Genomic DNA, 21,305 nt, shown 5'->3' on the forward strand with positions numbered 1-21,305 from the left:
GCCGCTCCACGTTGTATAATTGATTCACCCCGAGAGGGGGGAGGTGTCAACGGTGGTTCGCGGGCTATTTTTCATCTTACTGTTTGCCAACGCGGTGTTTGCTACGCCGACCAAGGGCGAGCAAGGGTCTCCGCTTGCGCTCGCGGTCTCGGATTTCACCGGTGACAGTCCTGCACTGTGCCAGGCGGCGACCGAGATTGTCCTGACCGACCTGGCTAAATCGCGCAGGCTCACGCTGGTGGAACGAGCGCAGCTGCGGCAGGCGTTGAACGAGTTGCGGTTGCAGAAGACAGGCCTGACGGAAAGCGGTGACATGGCACGAGCCGGCAAAATCATCGGGGCAACCCATGTGGTTATCGGTAGCCTGAGCGTCAACGAACAGAGGGTGATACTGAATGCCCGTGTGCTGGATGTGCGCACCGGCGCGCTCTATGCGGGAGCAGCGGTCAACGTGGAAGGCTGGAGCGATGAGCTTTTCGCGCTGGCACATGAACTGGCAAATGCTCTGCACTACCAGTTGACCGGTGAGTGCCTACCCGGTTTTGTCACGCCTCCTGCCGTGCCCACTGTGAACAGGACGACCCTTGCTGAAGACACTGGCTTGTCGCGGAGCCCTGAGACGCCCGCACCCGACTGGGGAAACCTGCCGGAAAGCGAGGCTATCGCCCTTGCGCTGGCGAAGGGATGCATGAGGCTGTTTGCGGATGGGTCGTTTCGTCCGCACGAGCCGGTAACCGGGCGTTATCTCTATGAAACCTTACGTCGCCTTGCCCGACGCTATCAGATGGATGACTCCCGCCTTTTCCCATCTGGTGATGGAGCCAACGTTGTCTGCCGGATGGAGGCGGTGCGCCTCGTCGGGGCGCTGGTTACAGGGCGACAGTCCTACTTCCTCGATGTGCCTGAATGGGCTACCTCGTGGCTGGGAAATACCCCTCACAAGCCTCTCACCCGCGCTCATCTGGCGATGCTGTTGCGCCTGACGGAAGAGCAGCTGCAACGCAGGATAACGTCTTCTGCACCGGCGTCGTCTGTATCTGCGGGAGAGCGTTAAGAGGGCACAAGGAAAGGAGCGTGCCGTCATGTGGAGATGGATGTGGTCCTGGGGTCTCCTGCTTTGTGCGGTTATCGCACAAGCGGCTGGTGAGGTCATTGCGGTCAGCGATTTTGTGGGTAAGCCTGCGGAGATCGGGCAGGAGATAGCCGAGACGCTCGGTACGGATTTGGCGAAGTCCGAGCGTATCACGCTGGTGGAACGCTCGCAGCTCGGTCAGGCGTTGCGGGAGCTGCGTCTCCAGAGCACCGGTTTGACGGAACCCGCTCAAGCCAGAAAGGTCGGTAAGCTAGTCGGTGCGGATGCGATTATAGTGGGTAGTTTCTACCTGCGCGGTAACCAGATAGTCATCAACGCGCGGGTGGTGGATGTACGCACTGGCAAGGTGATGGCAGGACGGGCGGAGAACGTGCAGGGCAAGCTTAGCGACCTGTACATTTTGCTGGGCGACCTGGCAAACCGTTTGCACGTGCGATTGACAGGACAGGAGCTCGCTTCTGTGGAACCCGGCACGGCGAAGTGGACTTCTCCGAACGTGCGGATAGCAGATGCGCAGGACGACCCTGAAATACTTTATGTCGTACAACAGGGCTGGATGCAGGGAACGCCAGACGGCTACTTCCTGCCGGACAAGCCGGTGACGGTGGGCGATTTTGCGCGGGTGATCTCCCGCCTGGCTGCTGCGCGACGATGGGAAGGCAGGCTGGAGATAGATGCCTCGCGTCCGGGCGACCTGATGAACGCACTGCGTGCTGTGGTCGCGTTAACCCGACTGGCTCTACCCCCGGAGCGATTCTCTGAACAGCCATACGCCGAGGGAGCACTCGCACTGTTGCCACCCTGGTCACGTCCGTATGTCTATCAGGCGCGGCAGCAGGGCTATATTCGCGACATTCAGGAGGCTTCACCCCACCAGGTGCTCAAACGACGACAGCTGGCGGGGTTACTGGCGAGGCTCGTGCCTCCGCCTCCCACTGCACAAATAGCCTCCTTGCAGCCTGCAACGACCTCTGCATCTGCGGGAGCATGGACGGGACTGGTGGTCGATGCCAGGGGATTGGGGATGCGTTCCTGTATGAGCCCGGTGGTCATCGACACGAATGGCAGACAGATTTATCCCGACCCTCGCAACGTACCGCCGCTGGACTACATTCAGGAATACGGTATCGCAGATTTTGTGAAGATGGAGGAACAGAGCCAGCGAGCAGGGGGCAATCCGGTATACGTGCGCCCGATACAGGTGAAAGGTGCAGCCCGAGACACGGTGGTAATTACCGTGTCGGATGCAGAGCGGGTGCTGGAGGCAGAGAGACAGGGAGGCTTCCTGAAACGCTGGCGTGTGGTCTTCCTGGTGGACTGAGATGCGTATTCTCATCGTTGCGCTTGTGCTGATGGTCATCGGCGGAGGGGCACCAGCCGTCTCGCAGGAGGTCGAGATTGTCGCCTCTGGTATGGCGGCAATCGGCAGCGACCGCGCCGCGGCGATAGAGGAGGCGATACTGGACGCCAAGCGCAACGCAGTGGAACAAGCACTGGGCGTTCTGGTCAATGCCGAAGCACTGGCGCAGAACTTCGAGGTCGTGTGGGAAACGATACGCACCCGCAGTCAGGGCTACGTCAAACGATGGGAAATGCTGGGTGAGCCGGACTGGGATAGCCGTAGCGGGCTGGTCAGGGTTCGGATTCGGGCGGTGGTCAGCACGGCGGATGCGGTCAAGGACCTCTGGGAGATACCGGAGGTGTACATCGCTTTAGAGCGTCCCCGTATCGGGGTGAAGCTGCTCTCTGCCGACACGCGCCAGCCCGAACCGCTCAGCATTGCCGCACTGATACATGCTTTGCGCGTCAGGGGCTTCGATGTGGCGGACGGTTCGAGCAACCCGGCGGAGGTGTTCATCACGGGCACTGTGCGCACAGAGGCAGGCATCTGCCTTGGTGACCGGGATGCCCCGTATGGGTTGGGGAAGGTGGTCGCTACTCAGAAAGCGTATGCGGATGTGCGCGTGGTGTGGGCAGATACGGGCGCGGTGATAGTGCCTCCTTTTCGCTGGGAAGCGACCGGTTTCAGCTTCAATTCGAACGAGGAGGCGCGTCGAGAGGCGTTGCAAACGCTGGGACGAGAACTGGTGGAGGAGAGCAAAGCCGCGCTGGGGCAGCGGGTACTGAGCGCGTGGGTCAGCCAGCTGCAAAACGGGTATCGCGTGCGGCTGGTAATACGCGGTGCGGACTACCGAACCCTCTCGCAGTTCGCGGACAAGCTGCGCGGCATTCGCGGTGTGGTGAGTGTGGAACGTGAGCGCATGGAGGCGGGTGAAGGAGTGGTAGAGGCTGTGGTGCGGTCAACGCCTGCTCTGTTTCGCAGGCAACTGTTACATTTGCAGGCAGGTAACAAGCGAGTGGTCATTTTGCGCCATTCGCCCAGTTTGATACGTTTGGCGTTGCGGTGAGTTGCCGGGGAGGGCAGGAGCCAGTGCGGGCAACACAGACGAACCTTTCAAAAGACAACGAGACGCGAAGGAGGGTTTTGCCATGAAGTACGGGGCAATGTTCATCGCCCTTGCTGTGTGCGCAACGGTGCTTGCGCAAAGCAAGCTGCCACAAAGCCAGATGGTTGGTCTGGTGGAGAAAATTGGGGATAAGGGCAAAATAGACTGGCAGTACGGCGTTATCTACGGCAAGGGCATAGGCGCGATGCCGACCAATGAGCCAAACAAAGCGAAGGCATATCTGAAGGCACGCCGTTATGCCGTGATGATGGCTCTGGAGAACCTGCTGATGGTGACCGACCGGGTGCGCGTGGATGCCACTGCGTATGCCGAAGACTTCGAGGTGAAGAACGAGCGCATTCGCACCGAGGTGCGGGGCTTTGTGAAGGGAGCGGAGGTAGTGAGTGAGCGGACCATCACGCTCAACGGTGCGCCAGCGGTGGAAGTAACGATGGCTGTTCGCATGTATGGAGAAGATGGTCTCAGCCGCATCCTGATACCAGAAGTCGCCGCTCAGTCCTCCGAGCCTGCTAAGCCGTTGCCAGTGGTGACAAAGCCGGCACCGCAACCTGCGCCGGTTCCTGCACCGGCGGTATCGGGCAACGCTTACACCAGCGTGATTATCGACACGCTCGGGCTGGGTATTCGCCCCGCCATGAGCCCCAAGATCCGTCGACAGGACGGTTCGGAGGTTTGGGGCACAGTGTCTGTGAGCACGGACTTCGCGATAGAGCAGGGCATCGTCGCGTATGCCAAGACGCTGGAGGAGGCGAAGGCAAACCGGCGTGCGGGACGCCATCCGCTCATCTTGCGGGCAGTCGGCTACGCCAAAACGCCCGGTCGCACAGACCCCGTGCTATCCGACAACGACGTGCGGCTGTTGCTCACCGCGAACGAGAACTCCGGCTTTTTGAACGAGTGCCGCGTGATTTTCGTGGTGGATTAAATGATGGGAGGCTTCTGCAGTTCTGCAGAAGCCTCCTGCATGCACACCATCTGACCGTTTATCTCGGCGTGACCGCTCGCCGCGCCGTGGCGACCACCTCGTACCACAGTGTGCGGTACTGCGGACCAATCTGAATGACCGCTCTGCCGCCAGAGTCACTGCTTACAGGCAGTTTCGCCTTGCGTGCGCCACGCTCATCCAGCGCATACACCTGCACCGCACCGGCAGGCATCGGCAGGGTGATTCGGGCAGGAATGCCTTCCACCAGCGTCGGAGCAGTACCCCAGTTGTCGCGCACGGTAACACGGTTGTCACCCAGTTCTTGCCAGCCCCAGTTCGTATTCTGCACATAGCCCGTGGCCGTGATGAGCAGCTGGGTCGTCTGGGTTACCTGTGGAGACAGCGCGCCCTGCTTGACGGTCAGCGTAATCACGCCGAAGCCGTTCTGGCGGGTGTTGCCAGGTTCTACCTGCACGCCGTCACCGAGGTCAAACTGCCTACCTCCCCCAAAACCGATGACCGCTTTGCTGCGCGGCGACGAAACGGTAATCACACCCTTGCCTGATACGCTCCAGTCCCACTTGAGCTGCCCAGTATCGGAGATGAGAGTGTTACCGGAGGTATTTACCTGGTCGGGACGCAGGGCATCGGATGGTAGCGACTGCCCTTCTGTGGCTACGGCAACACGGTGTTTAAGTGTCATTTCTCCACGCAGACCGACATCGGAACCGTCCACCAGCCTCCACGCCCAGCTGCCGCGCAGAGTCTCTATCTCCTGTTCGCGGCTGAGCGATACCGCCACCAGCTTTTGGGCAGGAGCCACATCTCCGCGCAAGAACATCGCGCCGGCGGCAACGAGGCTTATCCACTGCGTGGGATGCTGGTCGATGTCGAAGAAGCCGGTAATCCTGCGGGCGCTGAGGTCATCGCGGCGGTGTGCGTAGGTATAGAAGTAGATGGCATCCCAATCCTGCAGGAGCCCGTAGGCCGCCGCTATCAGTAACCCTTCGCTCGTGAAGGTATTCGGCGCAGGGTGGTTGTACTCGCTCAGTGTATGCGGTTTGCCCAGCACCCGCTTTGGGGCAAGCGAGGTGAGGGTGCCTCCGCGTTCGTTCACCATCGGGATGTTACGGATAAACCAGTTTCTACTGTCCCAGCTTCCACCCGGAAATTCGGGGTGTTGCCAGTAGGAATGAGTGTCCACCAGGTCCATCGGTGCCATCAGGTTGGGCGTGGTACAGCCCACAATGGTGCCCGTCACCAGCGCGCGTACACCGAGGTCCTGTTTCAGATAGCGGTACAGGCTGGTCCAATAGCGTTCCTCAATGTCCCGCAAGAAGCGCAACCAGTCCTTCTGAACGGGCTCAGGGGTGGCTCCCCAGTTACTGCGCAGCACGTTGCCAACGGTTTTCGCTTCCAGCGTTTGTCCCTCTGGTAGTACGCGCATAGTGCCTCCCGGGCGCAGTGACACCCCTGTGATCCAGTAGGTACCTGTCTGCAAGCCCATGCCGGTGAAAAGTACACGGGCGTTGGTATCGCTCTGGCTGACCACAAAGGTATATTCAAATCGTTGCCAGGAAGTGGTCAACGGCACCGAAATCCAGGGACCGAGTCCTAACCACGGGTCATGCGCCATCGCGACGGCAACGGTGATGCTTCGGCTGGTGTTCGCTCGCGCCCAGAAGGAAAGGGTGTATAGCCGTCGGCCCTCCACCGTCAATCCCGGCTGGTTCCACTGCACGTGCCAGCTCTGTGTGCCGGGCCTGGTGACTTCGATGCGCACGGAACGTGTATATCCCGGTGGTGCACTGGTGGACTGCGTGGCGGAAGCCTGCGCCCCTGCATGTTGTTCCAGTATCCAGCCGTTCAGTCCGCTGGTGTAATCTCCGTTGGTCAGCATTTCACTGCCCAGCGGTTCATTGCGCTCGCCCCATGCTTGGCGCAGGGCCTGGGTGTTGCCGTACTTAGCAATCAGCCATTCGTTCCATTGCCGCTGCAGGTCAGTCTGAAACACCGACGGTATGCGGTCGGTGACGCCGCCCAGGAAGCCGTGAATCAGCCCGTTTTCGTTGTTTATCTCTACGAAGGCGACGGCAGGGTCCTGGGCATACGTTAAACCGGTGTAAGGGTTTCGGTGAGTCAGCAGCAGCCGTGCGTACTCTTTTTGCAGTTCCAGCATCGGCTGATAGAAGAAGCCTATCACGTGCTGGTCTTTCATATCGGTGACGCTGTCTATCTCTGCGGGCAGACCGTCGCGTGAAGAGAACAGGCGATGCACCACCAGGTTCAGGTTGGCGTAGACTCCCACTTTCTTCAGCTGCGCGAAGAAGTAGTCGAGGTTATCCAGCGCCTGCGTGTTCAGCTGGCGTGAGCCGCCCGCGGCATAGTTGATCAGCGAGGGGTTCGCCCAGGGGGCGTCCATGTGGTGAAATCGCACCACGTTCACCCCAGCCTTAGCCAGGCGCAGGGCGACCTTCGGCGCGTTTGCTTTGTGCTGAAAGCAGGCGTCGGCTGTCATGTTGACGCCCCAGAAGCGGATACGCTGCGCGCCAACGTAAAAATGTCCGTCTGCGCCCACGTGCACATGCCCGAACTTTCCTGCAGGGCGATGCAGGAGGACACTCATGTCCGCGACGCCTGCTGGAGCAACATCCCATGGCACCACAAAGGGGAACAGGTCATCCTGAGCAAACGCACGGCTTGCGATCAGCAAAAGGGTAACGGAAAGCCATATCTTGCGCATGACAATTTCCCTCCTATTATGGAAGTATCATCTACCCGTACCCAATCCCGGCAGAGACGGCAATCTGAGAGAGCCGCCCATCGCAGATACGACGCTGCCGAGAAGGTCGCATTTCCACTTGCCGTCTTCCCCTTTGACCATAATCACGTTCCAGTCGTCGTCTTTGCCGCCGCGCCTTACTGTGGTTTTGACGGTTGCGCGGTTTTCCTCAGTGGTTACCTGTTGGATCGAGTAGGCATCGATGTTTATGTCGAGACCAAGCTGCTTCGCCATGTCAAAAACCCGCTGCACATCCTGTCCGCTCTTGACGAAGCCGAGGAACCCCGTCCACATACAGGACTGGTATATTTTCTCGTAGTCCTTTGATTTCAGGGCGTCCAGAAACTGGCGGGCAGCATACTGCGGCGAACGCAGGAAGATGAAGTAATACCAGCTTGCCACACCGATTGCTGCGATCAGGATAATGACCAGTATCGCGGCGACCGCTCCACCTCCCTTGCCGCTGGAACTTCTGGTTGGGGATGGCGCGGTGAGTTGCACCGGTGGAGACTCTTTCGCCGCCTTCGCGATGCGCTCAGCCTCTTCGCCCGTCAACGGCGCAAAGCACACACTGCACGCGGCCAGTCCTTCCTTGACTTCCGCACCGCATTTGGGACACTTCATGGCAAATACCCTCCTTGTGCATTAGATGAGTCCCTCGCGCAACTGGCGGTCGTATTCCGCCCTCCGCGCGGGGTCGGAAAGGATGTCATAAGCGGCGTTGATTTGCTTCATGCGTTCCTCCGCTTGCTGACGGCTGCGCGCATCCGGCTGTTTATCGGGGTGGTATTTCAGGGCGAGCTGCCGATAAGCGGCTTTAATGACCTCCGGCGAAGCGGTAGGGCTGACCTCCAGCAAGTCGTACAGCGTGTTGCGGGCACGAGGCGGCTCTGTGCGTGGAGGCGGCGTCTGGTAGGAGGTCTGCTGGGAACGGTTGTCGTACATCGCGCTGCTCTGTCGCGACATCGCCCACAGTGCCCACAGGAACACCAGCCAGAAGATGGGAAACTTCCACGCCAGAATGAAAGAAATCAACGCCACCGCACACATGCTCTCAGACACCTTTCGCAGGTTACTCCAATGTATCTTACACGAAAGACCGGAATGAAGGCAATAGCCGTGGGGGACTCGGGGCATTTGTCTGGAGGGCGAATCTTCAGGTGAGCCGCACTCCCACCCGACATCCTCGCAGGTGGCGTCGTTTTACGGCTCGGCACAAACCACGCCTTCCAGGTGGTAACCGACTGGTGATGACGGCTGCATCGGGAGAAACCAGCCCCCGATGCAACCAGACGACAGATTACTCCCCGCCGCCGTGCGACAGGTAGGCTTCCACCATAATCAGGTAGTGTTCACCAACCTGTTGCACAATCTGCAGCAGGTCTTGCATTGTGGAGACTTCCTCCACCTGTTCCTTCACGAACCAGTCGAGGAACTCCTGAGCCGCGTAATCCTTCTGCTCGACCGCCATCGTCATCAGCTGGTTGATTTGATGGGTGACTTCCAGTTCCCACTTCAGGGCAAGACGCACCGCCTCTTCCGCGTTCTTGAACTCGCTGGTGGTAGCGCTGATGGCGGGTACTTCCACCGTACCGCCGACCTCATTGAGGTATTCCACGAACTTCATCGCGTGCTCGCGCTCTTCCTCAGACTGCTTGAAGAACATCGCCGCCAGCTTCTTCAGCGCGCGTCCGTCAAAGTACGAGGCGATGGCGATATACTGGTTTGAAGCGAAAAGCTCGCGTCCAATCTGCTCGTTAAACGCCCGGTTCAGCTCGGGGCTAATCAAGGTGGTCATGGTCGTTTCCCTCCTTCTCTGCCGTCGCAGAATAGTTTCCCACTGAAAGTTTACTCGTTTTGCATCTGCTTTTTCAAGCGACGGTAAAAACGGCGCACCTTCTGGCGGTTCCTGCAGGCATCGCCGGTGACCTGCAGACTGCGCACCAGTTCACGGCACTGCTCGTAGGAGAGGTAGGGGATTATCTCTTTTGCGGAGGCGACATGGTAAGGAGGTAACAGCAGTTCGCTGATGCCAACTCCTACGGCAAGGGGTATTAACCACTCGCTTTCCGCCCCCAGCACCATACCCCGCGCCAGCAGTCTTGTCTGTGCAAACATCGTGAGGTTTTCCAGCTCCTGCAGCCACTGTGCCTCGAACCAGTTGCGCACTGCCGTCTCCCGCAGGTAGACGGCGCGGACGTTGGCGACCTCCGGAAAATCGGGCAGGGGGGAGGGAAGTGTCCATCCGCCCAGCAGAGCATCCTGAAAGAGCAGCGCGCCCTCCTCTTCCTCCAGCCTGTTTTGTGCCTGCTGAAGGCTATCCAGAAAGGCATGCACTTCGCCTTGCCGTAGAGAGGGCAGGACAAAGGTGATAACCATCTGCAGAGTCGACTCGGCGATGGCGCGCCAGATTGCCTCATCAGGCAGGACAGGGAGTTCCAGCAACAGGGATTTGCCCGCCGCTCCCTGCAACAGCGCGTGTAGCGCCGCCGGGTTCAACAGGCACCGCTCGCTGGCACAGGCATCTAAAAAGGCACCGTCCGCACCAGCCTCCAGCGATTGCACGGCATCCTGCCATGTGTCGCTGAGGGCAATTACGCGGATGGGGTGGGCGTCCAGCGTACGGGCGGTTTCATGCGTCAATCCCAGCACGTAGCGTTTGCCACTGGGGTGCATCTCCTGACGCTGGTACTGCGTCATCAGGCGCATATCAGGGTCTACGATGAGCAAGCCGTGATTGGCGTCCACAATCACGATGTCGCCGTCGCGCACGTTGAGCAGCAGTTGCGAAACGCCCACCAGCGCGGGTACGCCGATAGCGCCACTTTGTGGCGTGGCGGGGCTTTCCGCAACGATGGCACTGACGCCTGCGCCCGCCCGCCACAGCGCCTCGCCCAAGGCGATGTCGCGACACACTGCGACGAAACCCAGATGCTCCCGATGGCGCGATTCGTAAGCGGTGAACAGGTCTATGGTGGCTCGCAGGTCGGTGGCTCGAAGCACCATCGCTGTACCGACGGCGATACCACGGGAAACCGGTTGTCCGAACATCTTCAACATGGTTTGCCCACCTCAGCGCTGTCCCTGTTGGGGTGGGGTGGTCGGTGATGCTGGCTGGGTGGCGGCGGGCGTTTCCTCCGTCTCCTCTTCCCCTTCGACGAGTATCACCATCTTGCCCGGCTGGCTAATCTTCAGCCACTCATCGCCTGCCTTTACCGAGACGAGGATTTCGGGAGCGATGAGTTCCTGACCTTTTTCATCCACGCCGTGAACGTCACCTGTCAGCTGCACCTGCTCGGTGCGCGAGTTGTAGACCGCTTTCTGCGCGGTGAGCGTGCGTGTCTTGCCGCTCTCCTTCAGTATCTGCACCATCTTCAGGTTGCCGGTGAGAGTGATAATTTTCTTCTGGTACAGGTTCTCCGCGCGGTCGCAGGTAATCTGCACCGGCTCACGCATCTCGGTTTTGAGCGAGCGGGTTTCTTCGCTGGCTGGCTGGGCGACCTGTTCCTCCGACTGTTTGGGCTTGACGAGGATTTTGACGTTACCTTCCAGTACCGCACGCTTCTCCTTCAGTTCGATGGTGAGTTTGTCTGCGGAGAGGTCCACGCGCGGGTCGGTGACGCGCAGGTTACCGCTGGCGCGGATGATTTGCGCCTTGATATCCTGTTCGGCACGGTCGGCGGTCATGATGGTGTCGCCATCTCGTATAACCAGTCCCTCGCCAATACGAGTTTTGCCTTGCTGTTCCTCCAGGCGTTTGAAGGTTATTTCCACCCGACGGGTTTTAGCCTGCTTCTCGCCGCTGTTCTGCCCCGGGGGTTCCGCCTGCAGGAAAGCGACAGGTTCTAGCGATGTATGCATGGTCAGGCGCACCCCTTCCGCGACGAGACGCTTTTGTCTGCCCAGGTAGCGCAGCGTTTGTGCGGTGAACTCGCCGTCGCGCAGGAATCCCCGAATGATGCCCATACATTGCAGCTCACGTGTCTGGTCGCGCCATGTTGCCTGGGAGCAGGTCAGGCGAACCGGATTGCCATACAGGTGGGCATCTGCGACCTGAAGAAAGCGTGATGCGCCTTCGTACAGCGCCTGTGCGGCGGTCAGCCTCCACGCCGGTCTGCCGTCATCATACAGCACCGCTTCCTGCACGCCATCTAGCAGCCAGCGCTGACGGTCTCGCGAGAGGTCTGCACGTTGCACCTTCATCCGCCACAGAGGAGTATTGATCTGGCGAGCAACCACTTCTGTTTCGCTGAAACGCACCAGCACGTTACCCATGCCTGCGTCGGCGTAAAGGGGATTGAGGCGAGCGAAGGGGTCTATCTGCTGAAGCCGGTGGACGCACCACGCCAGCCCGGCAATGCAAAGCATAGCCACAATCGAGGGTATCGCCGCGCGCCAGTTACGCATTTTTCCTATGGTTAGACGAACAGAAGTGGGCAGGGTTACCGTCTGCACCGCGCCAGCCACTTCTGCCACACGTCGGCGTCCGTAAGCATCTTGATGAACACGCCACCTACTACCGACCGCGCCTGAAAGCCCACCTGCTTGCCATCGTGCGTCCAGTACCAGTCGGTAAGGGGCACCCGGCTGGGCGTTTCATTCATCCACCGCCACACGGCGTCGATGAACAGGTTAAAATCCTCGCCCGATTCCGCCAGTGTGGCTGACCAAACCGTCCAGTCCAGTTTGGTGTACTGGCTTCGGTTGTCCAGCGGTAGCCCGTATGGATTCATCTTCGTTTTATAATACGCAATCTCTTTGCCCGCGACTTCCTTCGGGAAGAGGTTCAGACCCAGCAGCTGGTCCCAAACAAGGTTGTATTTCTGGCTCCATGTGCCGGGTTTATCGAAGGCGAGGCGATAGTGGTCGCCATCGTCTGCCATGCGCATCCACTGCTGCGCCATCTCGCGGGCGAGGCGGTGATACTCGTCGGCGCGAGCGGTGTCACCCACCATGCGACACAACATCGCGTATCCACCCAGAGCCAGTATCGCTTTCAGCGACAGGTTGGTGTTATGTGCCAAATGACCGGCGAAGTCGTCGGTACAGAGCTGATTTTCGGGGTCCAGTCCCTTTTCGCGCAGGTATTCTGCCCACTGAGTCAGCAGGCTCCAGTACCTCTTTGCGTAATCCGCGTTACCTTCTGCCTTCCCCAGCGCGGCGACCATCAGCAGCATATTGCCGCATTCTTCTACCGGCATCTGGTTCTCTTCGGAGCGTTCTCCGCCGCCGTACACCTGTCCGTTCGCCTTCGGGTAAGTTCCCAGGTCGTGCGGGGCGAAGGGAAACTTCCAGCGCGGCGAGCGGGCGTAGTCCAGCACGGGCGTGAGCATCCCCTTCAGCAGTTCGGGGTTAAACAGCAGGAAGAAGGGTGAGGATGGATACGTCACATCCACAGTGGCGATACAGCCGTTGCTGAAGTTCTCTTTGGAGAAGAACAGCGGCGTGCCGTCGAAATCGGCGACCAGTTTATGCGCGGCGAGGCATTGCCGGTATGCGAGCGTGCATAAGTCCGCGTATTTCTCACCGCCCACTTTTTTCAGGTCTGCCAGCAGTTCTTCGTCGAATCGGGCGCATTCCTCCTGCCAGCGGGGCAAATCCTGCTCTGCCTGTCGGAGCAGTTCGTCTATCTCCATTCCCGCCCTCCGCCAGTACGGGCGCAGCTTGCGGTAGAAATACTCGATGGAGAAGAGGTCATCGTAAGCGATGAGCAGGTGTCGCGAGACGGTTTGCTCGCCCACGTCTCCCAGATGAAGCGCACACGCCAGCACAATCCAGTCGTCATGGGCGGGGCGGGGCATTCGCAGGTCATCCGAGTCGGGTAGCCTGCCGTTTTGCGCGAAGGCGTTGCGTGTCAGATGTTCCGGGGCGATGATGGTCTCATCTCCTGAGTGCCGCGGCACAGCCAGATAGAGGTATCCCCAGTCGATGCGCAGGTTGTCTCCCGATTTCTCAAGGACAGGTTGTTGTTGAGTGCCCACGCGCAGCACGTCCATCTGCCCCATCCGATACCGTGACCAGACCACCTTTTGGTCGGTAGTGTTCACCGCCCACTCTGCGGAGGCGTCCAGATACAGCGAGACCTCGTGCCGCTTGCCATCGGTGGCGCGTGCCTGCCACAGGATATAGGTAACCGGCCGGGATAGCACCTCCAGAGTGTAAGGCAGAGCGGGGGTGAGGAAAGTCATCTGCAGCTCGACACCGTCCGCTTCGAACGTGTACACGGTGCGGGTAGGCAACACCTGTAGCCGCACCTGACGCATCACAGGAACGGATTCAGGGCGCACACCCATGAAGCGATAAGGCTTGCCGTCGATGCGCGCGATGCCACACAGGGCATGATTCGCACCCGTCCAGTGTTTGCTCCAGCCGTCCGTCAGACGGTCGGCAAAACTCCACGCGCTAAAGTAGGGGTCATGAGTGACCAGCGGAACAGCGGGTGGACGAAGCGCGCTTCGCGGATGGTCGCCGTTGTCTGCCGCCGCTGCAGCAGCAAAGATACATACCACCAGCGCCACAAAAAGTACCTCTACCGAATACAACCGCCTCCTCCTCTCTGAAGCCGGGCGCTTACGGGCAGATGTCATGAGGTGGTGGTGGTGGCGTGCCCTGCGAGTAGACGGTCACAACACCGATGTCGATCACATTCCCTACCGGTGCAGGCAAGTTCAGCGAGCAGCCCTGCACGTTGCGCCCGCGGTAACCGACGACTTCGTAGTACTCGCTCGCGCGACTGCTGACATCTACCTTAAAGGTGGTGGGCGCTGTGCCACTTCCCGCGTCAATGGTAAACCTGCCGTCGCTACCGCTGAGTGCGCTGACGTTATTGGGCAGCACAATGATACGGATACCAGAGACCGCCCGTCCCTGTTCGTCAAGCACCGTCCCCCGCACCAGCAATCCGGTCGGCGGAATAACGCCTGTTCCCGTGCCCCCGCCGCCACAGCCGTTGAGCGTTGCCATCGCCGCCAGCGCCAGCGCGCCCATCGCCACCAGCGCGGCAATCATGCGAAACGAGTTCATCGTTCCCTGTCGCAAAGCCTGTTCCTCCCTTGATTCTCTCGCAAGTTCTGAGTCAAACGCCCTTTCTTTCTTGCGACGTGACCCACCCGGATTCCTGCTGCGCCGCACCGCTTTTAGCGGGTGAGATTCACGTTCACCGTTAACGGTTGATTCTGCGCAGTGAGAGTGACCTCCTGCTGCACGGTGATATATCCTGATTTGGAGACTCGCAGGATGTAGCGCCCGAGCGGTACCCAGAAGCGGAACTCGCCCGAGTCCCGCGTGATGACGGCACTATCCACCTGTGTTTGCGTGTCGGCATCCAGCACCAACACGCTCGCACCCACCGGCGAGTCGGGAGAGGGCACAATCACCCTGCCGAGCAGGTTGTAGGGGCTGGTGGGCGGGTCAGCACTGACAGGCGGTGCGAGGCGTATCTCCCCCAAATCGTTGTCGCCCGGAGACAGCGGCGGGTCAATGGCGAATACCTTTTTCTCAAAACCGGTCGCCTCGATACTTCCTTGATTGGTCTGTGCTACGAGCCGGTCAAAGAAGAAGTTTCCCGCGCTGTTCGTTGTTGTCGTGAATGCACCGATGGTCACCTTCGCGCTGGCAACCGGTTGCCCCGTCTCCGCCGAAACCACTTTCCCCGTGGCTTTCGCAATGCCCGTGTTGGGACCGATAAACACCTCACCGATGTACACCGTGCCGCTGCTGGGGAGAGGCGGAAGGGGAAAGGTCGCTGGAGTGTCGGAAGAGCCTGGCGGCGGGTTTACCGTGCCCTCACTGGCGTCCGAAGGCACTCCAATCACCTCAAAATTGTAATCCTGTCCGTCGCGGTTCTGCTGCACGTTAGTAACCTGCACCGTTTTGCCTGCGATGGTGACGGTGGTGCCTGCGTCAGGCAGCCCGCGCGTATCCGAGCGTTTCACCAGTCCCTGTATGGTCACTGCACCACCGCCGCCTCCTCCTCCGCCGCCGCACGAGGCGAAGCACATTCCCAGAAGCACCGCCAGAATGGCAAACAGAAACCGTCTTATCTCTTTCATCGGGTGACCACCATCGGTAAGATTGCCTGTGCAGAGGTTCCGTCCTCGGTTTGCGCGCGGACACGGAGCAGGTATGCGCCAGCTGGCACAGCGACGCCGCCACCGTCTCGCCCATCCCACACGAGCGACTGCATACCCGCACGCGAGGGTCTACCTTGCTGTAACAGCCGAACCGGTGTGCCGGAGGCGTTGAGCACTTCCGCCATCACCTGCGCGTCGGCAGAGAGGCTGAAGCTAATGGTGACCGCCCCGCCGCGCGTGCGTTGTGCCCGCAGACCCACGATGCGCAAACTACCCTCTGCCTGCGGTTCCGCTACGAGTTGCAGCTGGCGCGTGCCGGAGGCATCTGTTCGCAGAGTGATGGAGGATACCGTGCGCAGGTTGTACCGCCTGCCAGAGACCGCATCTACTAGTATAAGGCGTAGGCGCTTTGGCACCGGGCGCAGGTCGCTCCACGTCAGCGTCACGTCCATTTCGGGAGCGGGAGTGCGTATCTGCAGGTTCCATGCGGTTTTCGTGTTGTCCCCGCGTACGTCCACCGCGTAGCGACCGGCGTAAGCACCCCAGTCTGTATTCTGGATGCTGAAGCCCAGCATCTGCTCGAACGCAGGCGGCGACTCACGGTCGAAGGCGGGGTCGAAGCCCGTGCTGGCAGTGCGAGACTGTCCCACCTGCACCCTCCCGAAGGAGCCTCCTGCGGTGGCGGTCAGCGTGACCAGCCAGTCGGGCTGGGGCATCTCCATGCGGGTCACGGTATTGCGGGTGCGAGTGGCAGGCGCAGGGAAAGTGAGCGTCACGCCCTCCGCCACCAGCACGCGCAGCCAGTAACCCTCCCACGGCTGCAGAGTGGTCGCCGGTTCGTAGCTGTTGTTCGTCGGGTTGTAGCGCCAGATGGTTCCGCCCACCCAGCCTTTGCTCACCGCCGTGGCGAAGGGCACCGGGTCATTCAGCAGGTATTGAACTTCGATATCCGCCACGTCCACCGGCGTGGTGAATGGGTTGCCAATCTGGTTCCATCCGAAGGTGGTGGCGATGGTGAAGTTTTGGTCGGAGCGCGGTGTGACGCCGCGAATATCCGCGATGATGTTACTGCGCAGTTTCACCCAGTATCCCACGCCTGGTCGGAAGGGCGGCGCGGTGGGATAGAGCAGATACTTGTTTTCGCCCGGAGTGTCCTGTCTCCAGTGAGCCAGTAACAGCTGACTGCGTGCCAACCCTAGTGCGTCCGCGTTGTCGGTGGCGAAGGGCAGAATGGGCAGGGAAATCATCTGTAGCCCCGCGGAGAAGCTGTGCGTTAGCGTCTGTGCGCTGTCGGAAGCCTCCAGCACCAGCACTGCCTCCTGATAGCCCAGATTCACCCGCCGTGTTGCCACCGTGTTGCCGCTTGTGTCCTTGATGGTGACGGTGTATCTGGCGGGTTGTTCAAAGGCGGGTGCAGGCAGATTGACGCCGAATCCACCCTGTGCCAGCGCGGCGCTTCCTTCCACGCCCAGACTGTTGCGGATATGCACCGTCCCGGAGTCCAGCCCCAGCACCGTTGCGTACAGGTTGTTTGGATTCGTTTTGGTGCCACCGTAGCCCGACGCATAGGGGATGCGCAGATGCAGTCCTTCCAGTGGCAGGTCGATAAGCACTCTCTGCGCCCCGCCGATGTTGATGAACAGCGGCGCGACCGTGCCCTCTCCGTCCACGATGTCGATGCGTTCGTACTGCGCGCCCAGGAACAGGCGGTTTTGCTGGTTGTAGTCCCAGTAGACAGGATAGCACACGCCACTGAGGGGTATCTCATCTCCGTCGGCGGTGGTTCGATAGTACATCAGCACCATCGAGATTCCGGGGTTGTCCTGTCCCTCGTCGGCACGGTCTGGGACGACCCATGCGTAAATCTTTCTCCCGAAAGAGACGCTGGTGTCCAGCACATACTGTCGCTCGTACCAGAGGTCAAAGGGCAGACCTTCCACGGTGCCTCCGTTCGACAGCACGCTGGCAGCAATCGCCTTCAGTCGCGGAATGTCGCCGCGGAGCTTAATCGGCTCGTTCGGATTGTACTGGGCGTAGTACTGCGCATTGAACTTCTTGAAGAAGTCGGGGTCTTCCAGATACACCTTGAGCCATGCCGAGCCTGCCATCTGCATCCGCGGCAGATACATCCCGCCCAGCGAGCCTGGGCTGATAGGAAGCTGTTTCAGCGAAGGGGCAATGAAAACGTTGTTGCCCAGAGCGGGCTGGTTCAGCAGGTCGTAGAAGGGAAGGGCATGGAAATTCGGGTCGGTCTTGAAGAAGCCATCCGGATCGGGGATGCCCAGCAATTGGGCAACGCGATGCGCCACCACGAGAGTCATCGCCCGCGCAAAGCCCTCCTCCCACGCATCGTAGTCAAAAATCAGGGGTCCATGGAAGGCATGAATCAACACATGCACCAGATTGATGACCACAGAGTTCTGGCTATTATAAACGGGGAACAGTATCTCGTTCGTGGAGGCGTCAAAAATGCCGCCTGCCACCGCGTCGCGGTCGCCGATTTGCAAGTCGTAGTTGACAACCTTGACTGTGCCGCTAATGGCTGGCTTGCCGTACACCTCTTCGATAACTGGCACGGCTGTATCGATGACTCGCCGCAGAAATGCCTCCTGCGTCGCGTTCCACCCCTCAAAGGTAAATGATAGCGTGCCGTTGCCGTAGCGGGTACGTGGCGGTGTGATAATCCTGCCGTTTTCGCGCAATACGACCAGCGTATCGATAGCGATTTGGGCATCTTTGGGCAGCACGCCGCGCTGCTTCCAACGCCGCACCTGTTGTGCCATCAACCGCACCTGTTCGCGTTGCACTGGCACCGCTTTCTGCAAAACTAGCTGACGTAGCCCGGCGGCACTGCGCGTGCCAGCGGGGACATCGATGACCAGCGCGCTCTGCGGTCCGTCCGAGCGCGTGTTGAAGGGCACATTGACCACGTTGCGATAAGGTGCACTCCACGCAGATGCCGCTGCGAGCAGGCACAGTGCAACAGACCATATTCTCATTGCCAGCAGAACTCCTTCATGGTCGATATGTGAACTTCCAGAGCGGGCTGATACTGCGCGCCAGCCCGTCCGACGAGAACGCCACCACCACCCAGTAGTAAGTCTGCCCCGGCTGCAGGGCGGGACCGGTATACACCGTGCTGTTGTTCGGGTGATTGACGCGGCTGTTGCCGGGGTTGTTCAGGTCGGCGGGCCACAGGGGGTCGCGGTTAATGTCGGGGAAGCCTTCAAAGACGATAACCTGATAGTAGGCTGCGCCGTCCAGCCTGTCCCAGCGCAAAGTCGGTGTAGACGTGGTGATGGTCGCGCCGTGCTGAGGCGAAGAGAAGGTGCTCATGGGTGCGAGCGGGGTGGCACTGGCGTTGTTCGAGGGACTGCTCGCCCCCGCGCCCGTGTCGGGGTCAAAATTGGCTCCTACCGCGACGACCTGATAGTAGTAAGTGACGCGAGGGGTCAGCTGCACGTCCAGGTCAGCGAACAGGTCTGCCAGCGGGTCGCGCAGGAAGGCAATGGCGTTGTCGGGAACGGAGGCGGGGTTCGCCGAGCGCGCGCGGTAGATACCATAGCCCAGCCGTCGGCTATCCTCCACATAGTCCCATGTCAGGTCTATCTCAATGAACGAGCCAGCGGGAGTCAAACGGCTGAGGGCACGTCGCTGCGCCCGCTTGGGGTCTATCAGGCGTTTAATGGCTTCCAGCGCATTCGCCATTTCGGGGGAGGCGGCACGAGTGACACCGCGCGGCTGTGTCCACACCACCGCATCCAGATTCTGTGGAGTAGCAGGGATCACTCCGGATGCCACCTGCAACGCGAACGAGACGGCAGTAATCTGCCCTGCTACCACCGACGCCGTCTTCCTGTCGTTCAGAAAGCCGGGCGAGGAAGCCACCACCGGGTAGTCGTATCCTCCGCGCAAACCGTCGATACGATAATAGCCGCTTTTATCGGTAACAGCCATGGCGGAGGTCAGTGGGCCCGCAGCGAAGACCCGCGCTCCTTCAATGCGCCCCCCGTAGGGGTCTAACACAAAACCTTCGATGGAACCCTGTAAATTCGCTGGGCTGAGTAAGATGTTAGCATTGCGCGTGGTATCGTCACCGAAGACCTGTACCAGCGCGACGCCCGTCCAGTCCTGATTGCCGATGCGGGCACGGGCACGCACGTTCTTGAAACCCTCTGGCACATCGATCAACAGGTACGTGCCGTTGGTATTGGTGAATGTCTCTCCCGCTCCGTCCACCCACACCCGTGCGCCAACTACCGGGTCGCCGTTAATGTCGGTAACGGTGCCAGCGATACTGCCCCGGTTGACCTCTTTGCCGCCGCAGGCGGTCAGCCAAAACGCCAGCACACCGACGGCAAATAACTGCCAGAACGCCCCCGTTCGCATCGTGTCTCCCTCAGTTTCAAAAAGTGACTGTGCTTATCATATCAACAGACGGTTCCGGTGTCAACGCGGTTATCCTGTACTGCATCACGCCGAGCCTCACCACCGGCATCTTTCGCTCTCCATCCGTTAGAAGAGAGTAACTCGCAGCAATAGGAACCGTTGCGCGACCTTTGCCCCTTCTATGGGCAAGAGGTTGTTGAGTGACTCGCATAACGCCCCGCCCTCCCGCTACACTCGCTCAGCCAGCCCCTTCAGTCGCCGTTCGATCTCATCGCGTACCTCTCGGAAAATTTCCAGCACTTCTTCCGGCGTGCCGGTTGCGCGGGCGGGGTCAGGCAAACCCCAGTGCTCGGTCGTACGCGCGCCGGGGAAAGTGGGACACTCTTCTGCCGCCTCACCGCACAGGGTCACCACGACATCCACCGGTCGGGGAACATCGCTGATGGTCTTCGGGTATTGGGTGGAGATATCGACACCCTTCTCCGCCATGACCTGTACGGCGAGAGGATGTACACGCTCGGCAGGACGTGTGCCTGCGCTCCAGATGTCCCACCCTTTCAGTAACTGGCGGGCAAATCCCTCCGCCATCTGGCTGCGGCACGAGTTGCCGGTGCATAGGAAGAGAATCCTCAACACGTATCCTCCTGCTCAAAGTGTTCATTAAGAGGATACCACGAAGCACACCCCAAAATACCAGTTTCACCGATTGCGGGGAATGTGGTGCTAAAAAATCTCTTGCACAAATTATGTTAGGATGTTATAATACCGTTGGTGACGAGGAATATCGAAAGGCTCACATGCGGGCTGTTCACAGATTTACGTCGGGCCGATGTGAGTAACCGATAACGCAAGGAGGGTCAAAAAGTGAACGCGAAGAGACGCCTGCGACGGGCATTCACGCTCATCGAACTACTTGTTGTGATTGCGATTATCGCCATCCTGGCAGCGATACTGTTCCCTGTGTTCGCGAAGGCACGCGATAAGGCGCGGCAAACGCAATGCATCTCCAATCTCAACCAGATTGGCAAATCCTTCCGCATGTACAGCCAGGACTACGACATGTACATGCCTCCGACTGCGGTGAGCACCATTCCGGACTCTCCTATCTGGAGTGCCATGGTGGCGCCGTACATCAAGAACACGGGTCTGTTCCGATGCCCGTCGGATGGTACTGGCAGGTATGTGGAGACGTACGCCGAGCGAGGCTGGCTGCCCTACGGATACAACCGCGAGTGGGCGCCCTTTATCCCCTCTCGCAACGAGCTGGACTGGGTGGTGCAGCTGAGCCGCGTGGTTCAGCCATCGATGGTGGTGCTGGTGACCGACAGTGTGCCGGGCGATGTCGCGCAGGGCTTTGTCGGCTACATTGTGCGTGGCAATGCACAGCCTACCCCCATTAACAACAAGGCTGGTTTCGCGGCGCGCCATTCGGACGGGGTAAACATCGCGTTCGCGGACGGGCATTCCAAATGGTACAAGGCGGAGGCAGTGGTTCCCCAGCCGCTGTCTGCGCTGAACAACACGCCCGCTGGAGTACGTTGGGACCCCATCGACTACTATTCGAGCACGAACTAAA

The 21,305-nt window shown here is 59.9% G+C and carries 17 protein-coding genes; 5 read left to right on the forward strand and 12 right to left on the reverse strand.

Annotated elements, in window-relative coordinates; all coding sequences use genetic code 11:
• Positions 1 to 43: 43 nt before the first annotated feature.
• The 4 genes from K6U75_09690 to K6U75_09705 all read left to right on the forward strand — a co-directional run bounded on the left by K6U75_09690 (position 44) and on the right by K6U75_09705 (position 4,486).
• A complete protein-coding gene (locus tag K6U75_09690) occupies positions 44 to 1,054 on the forward strand; it encodes an S-layer homology domain-containing protein (protein ID MCL6475309.1) in 1,011 nt (336 codons plus the stop codon).
• Positions 1,055 to 1,082: 28 nt separating this feature from the next.
• Positions 1,083 to 2,414, forward strand: coding sequence for a CsgG/HfaB family protein (locus K6U75_09695; protein ID MCL6475310.1), 1,332 nt, complete (start codon positions 1,083 to 1,085; stop codon positions 2,412 to 2,414).
• Between the two features lies 1 nt (position 2,415).
• Complete coding sequence (locus K6U75_09700; protein MCL6475311.1) at positions 2,416 to 3,501, forward strand: hypothetical protein; 1,086 nt, start codon at positions 2,416 to 2,418, stop codon at positions 3,499 to 3,501.
• Between the two features lie 82 nt (positions 3,502 to 3,583).
• Positions 3,584 to 4,486 (forward strand): hypothetical protein, encoded by a 903-nt coding sequence (locus K6U75_09705; GenBank protein MCL6475312.1) that lies wholly within the window; start codon positions 3,584 to 3,586, stop codon positions 4,484 to 4,486.
• A gap of 58 nt (positions 4,487 to 4,544) precedes the next feature.
• Here K6U75_09705 and K6U75_09710 read toward each other — a convergent pair whose 3' ends face one another.
• The 12 genes from K6U75_09710 to K6U75_09765 form a co-directional block, all read right to left on the reverse strand.
• Entirely contained in the window at positions 4,545 to 7,229 is a 2,685-nt protein-coding gene (locus K6U75_09710) for a carbohydrate binding domain-containing protein (protein ID MCL6475313.1), read from the reverse strand.
• Positions 7,230 to 7,256: 27 nt separating this feature from the next.
• On the reverse strand, positions 7,257 to 7,892 hold the full coding sequence (locus K6U75_09715) for a hypothetical protein (protein ID MCL6475314.1): 636 nt from the start codon (positions 7,890 to 7,892) through the stop codon (positions 7,257 to 7,259).
• A gap of 21 nt (positions 7,893 to 7,913) precedes the next feature.
• On the reverse strand, positions 7,914 to 8,213 hold the full coding sequence (locus K6U75_09720) for a DnaJ domain-containing protein (protein MCL6475315.1): 300 nt from the start codon (positions 8,211 to 8,213) through the stop codon (positions 7,914 to 7,916).
• 355 nt (positions 8,214 to 8,568) lie between these two features.
• The gene (locus K6U75_09725) at positions 8,569 to 9,066 is read right to left on the reverse strand and encodes a ferritin (GenBank protein MCL6475316.1); all 498 of its coding nucleotides are present in this window, start codon (positions 9,064 to 9,066) and stop codon (positions 8,569 to 8,571) included.
• 50 nt (positions 9,067 to 9,116) lie between these two features.
• Complete coding sequence (locus tag K6U75_09730; GenBank protein ID MCL6475317.1) at positions 9,117 to 10,328, reverse strand: hypothetical protein; 1,212 nt, start codon at positions 10,326 to 10,328, stop codon at positions 9,117 to 9,119.
• Between the two features lie 12 nt (positions 10,329 to 10,340).
• Positions 10,341 to 11,744 (reverse strand): LPS export ABC transporter periplasmic protein LptC, encoded by a 1,404-nt coding sequence (gene lptC / locus K6U75_09735; protein ID MCL6475318.1) that lies wholly within the window; start codon positions 11,742 to 11,744, stop codon positions 10,341 to 10,343.
• Positions 11,711 to 13,855, reverse strand: coding sequence for a DUF4965 domain-containing protein (locus K6U75_09740; protein MCL6475319.1), 2,145 nt, complete (start codon positions 13,853 to 13,855; stop codon positions 11,711 to 11,713). Before K6U75_09740 ends, lptC begins: the two co-directional genes overlap by 34 nt.
• The gene (locus tag K6U75_09745; GenBank protein ID MCL6475320.1) at positions 13,839 to 14,306 is read right to left on the reverse strand and encodes a carboxypeptidase-like regulatory domain-containing protein; all 468 of its coding nucleotides are present in this window, start codon (positions 14,304 to 14,306) and stop codon (positions 13,839 to 13,841) included. The genes K6U75_09740 and K6U75_09745 overlap by 17 nt, the downstream gene beginning before the upstream one ends.
• A 98-nt stretch (positions 14,307 to 14,404) precedes the next feature.
• On the reverse strand, positions 14,405 to 15,319 hold the full coding sequence (locus K6U75_09750; GenBank protein ID MCL6475321.1) for a carboxypeptidase-like regulatory domain-containing protein: 915 nt from the start codon (positions 15,317 to 15,319) through the stop codon (positions 14,405 to 14,407).
• Positions 15,316 to 18,339, reverse strand: coding sequence for a hypothetical protein (locus K6U75_09755; GenBank protein MCL6475322.1), 3,024 nt, complete (start codon positions 18,337 to 18,339; stop codon positions 15,316 to 15,318). Before K6U75_09755 ends, K6U75_09750 begins: the two co-directional genes overlap by 4 nt.
• 16 nt (positions 18,340 to 18,355) lie before the next feature.
• The gene (locus tag K6U75_09760; GenBank protein MCL6475323.1) at positions 18,356 to 19,729 is read right to left on the reverse strand and encodes a carboxypeptidase-like regulatory domain-containing protein; all 1,374 of its coding nucleotides are present in this window, start codon (positions 19,727 to 19,729) and stop codon (positions 18,356 to 18,358) included.
• Positions 19,730 to 19,957: 228 nt separating this feature from the next.
• Positions 19,958 to 20,365, reverse strand: coding sequence for an arsenate reductase ArsC (locus K6U75_09765; GenBank protein ID MCL6475324.1), 408 nt, complete (start codon positions 20,363 to 20,365; stop codon positions 19,958 to 19,960).
• A 228-nt stretch (positions 20,366 to 20,593) separates the two neighbouring features.
• On the opposite strand from K6U75_09765, the gene K6U75_09770 reads away from it, so the two are divergent.
• Positions 20,594 to 21,304: a DUF1559 domain-containing protein gene (locus K6U75_09770; protein MCL6475325.1), complete on the forward strand. Its 711-nt coding sequence runs from the start codon at positions 20,594 to 20,596 to the stop codon at positions 21,302 to 21,304.
• The last annotated feature ends 1 nt before the right edge of the window (position 21,305 follow it).

The sequence above is a fragment of the Bacillota bacterium genome (genome assembly GCA_023511455.1).
Classification (GTDB): domain Bacteria; phylum Armatimonadota; class HRBIN16; order HRBIN16; family HRBIN16; genus HRBIN16.

Excerpts from the sequence above, each read along its gene's own strand:
- K6U75_09740 (MCL6475319.1), bottom strand. The coding sequence starts at position 13,855 with ATGACATCTGCCCGTAAGCGCCCGGCTTCAGAGAGGAGGAGGCGGTTG.
- K6U75_09705 (MCL6475312.1), top strand. The coding sequence starts at position 3,584 with ATGAAGTACGGGGCAATGTTCATCGCCCTTGCTGTGTGCGCAACGGTG.
- K6U75_09725 (MCL6475316.1), bottom strand. The coding sequence starts at position 9,066 with ATGACCACCTTGATTAGCCCCGAGCTGAACCGGGCGTTTAACGAGCAG.
- K6U75_09750 (MCL6475321.1), bottom strand. The coding sequence starts at position 15,319 with ATGAAAGAGATAAGACGGTTTCTGTTTGCCATTCTGGCGGTGCTTCTG.
- K6U75_09710 (MCL6475313.1), bottom strand. The coding sequence starts at position 7,229 with ATGCGCAAGATATGGCTTTCCGTTACCCTTTTGCTGATCGCAAGCCGT.
- K6U75_09730 (MCL6475317.1), bottom strand. The coding sequence starts at position 10,328 with ATGTTGAAGATGTTCGGACAACCGGTTTCCCGTGGTATCGCCGTCGGT.
- K6U75_09700 (MCL6475311.1), top strand. The coding sequence starts at position 2,416 with ATGCGTATTCTCATCGTTGCGCTTGTGCTGATGGTCATCGGCGGAGGG.
- K6U75_09760 (MCL6475323.1), bottom strand. The coding sequence starts at position 19,729 with ATGCGAACGGGGGCGTTCTGGCAGTTATTTGCCGTCGGTGTGCTGGCG.
- K6U75_09695 (MCL6475310.1), top strand. The coding sequence starts at position 1,083 with ATGTGGAGATGGATGTGGTCCTGGGGTCTCCTGCTTTGTGCGGTTATC.
- K6U75_09755 (MCL6475322.1), bottom strand. The coding sequence starts at position 18,339 with ATGAGAATATGGTCTGTTGCACTGTGCCTGCTCGCAGCGGCATCTGCG.
- K6U75_09720 (MCL6475315.1), bottom strand. The coding sequence starts at position 8,213 with ATGTACGACAACCGTTCCCAGCAGACCTCCTACCAGACGCCGCCTCCA.
- K6U75_09715 (MCL6475314.1), bottom strand. The coding sequence starts at position 7,892 with ATGAAGTGTCCCAAATGCGGTGCGGAAGTCAAGGAAGGACTGGCCGCG.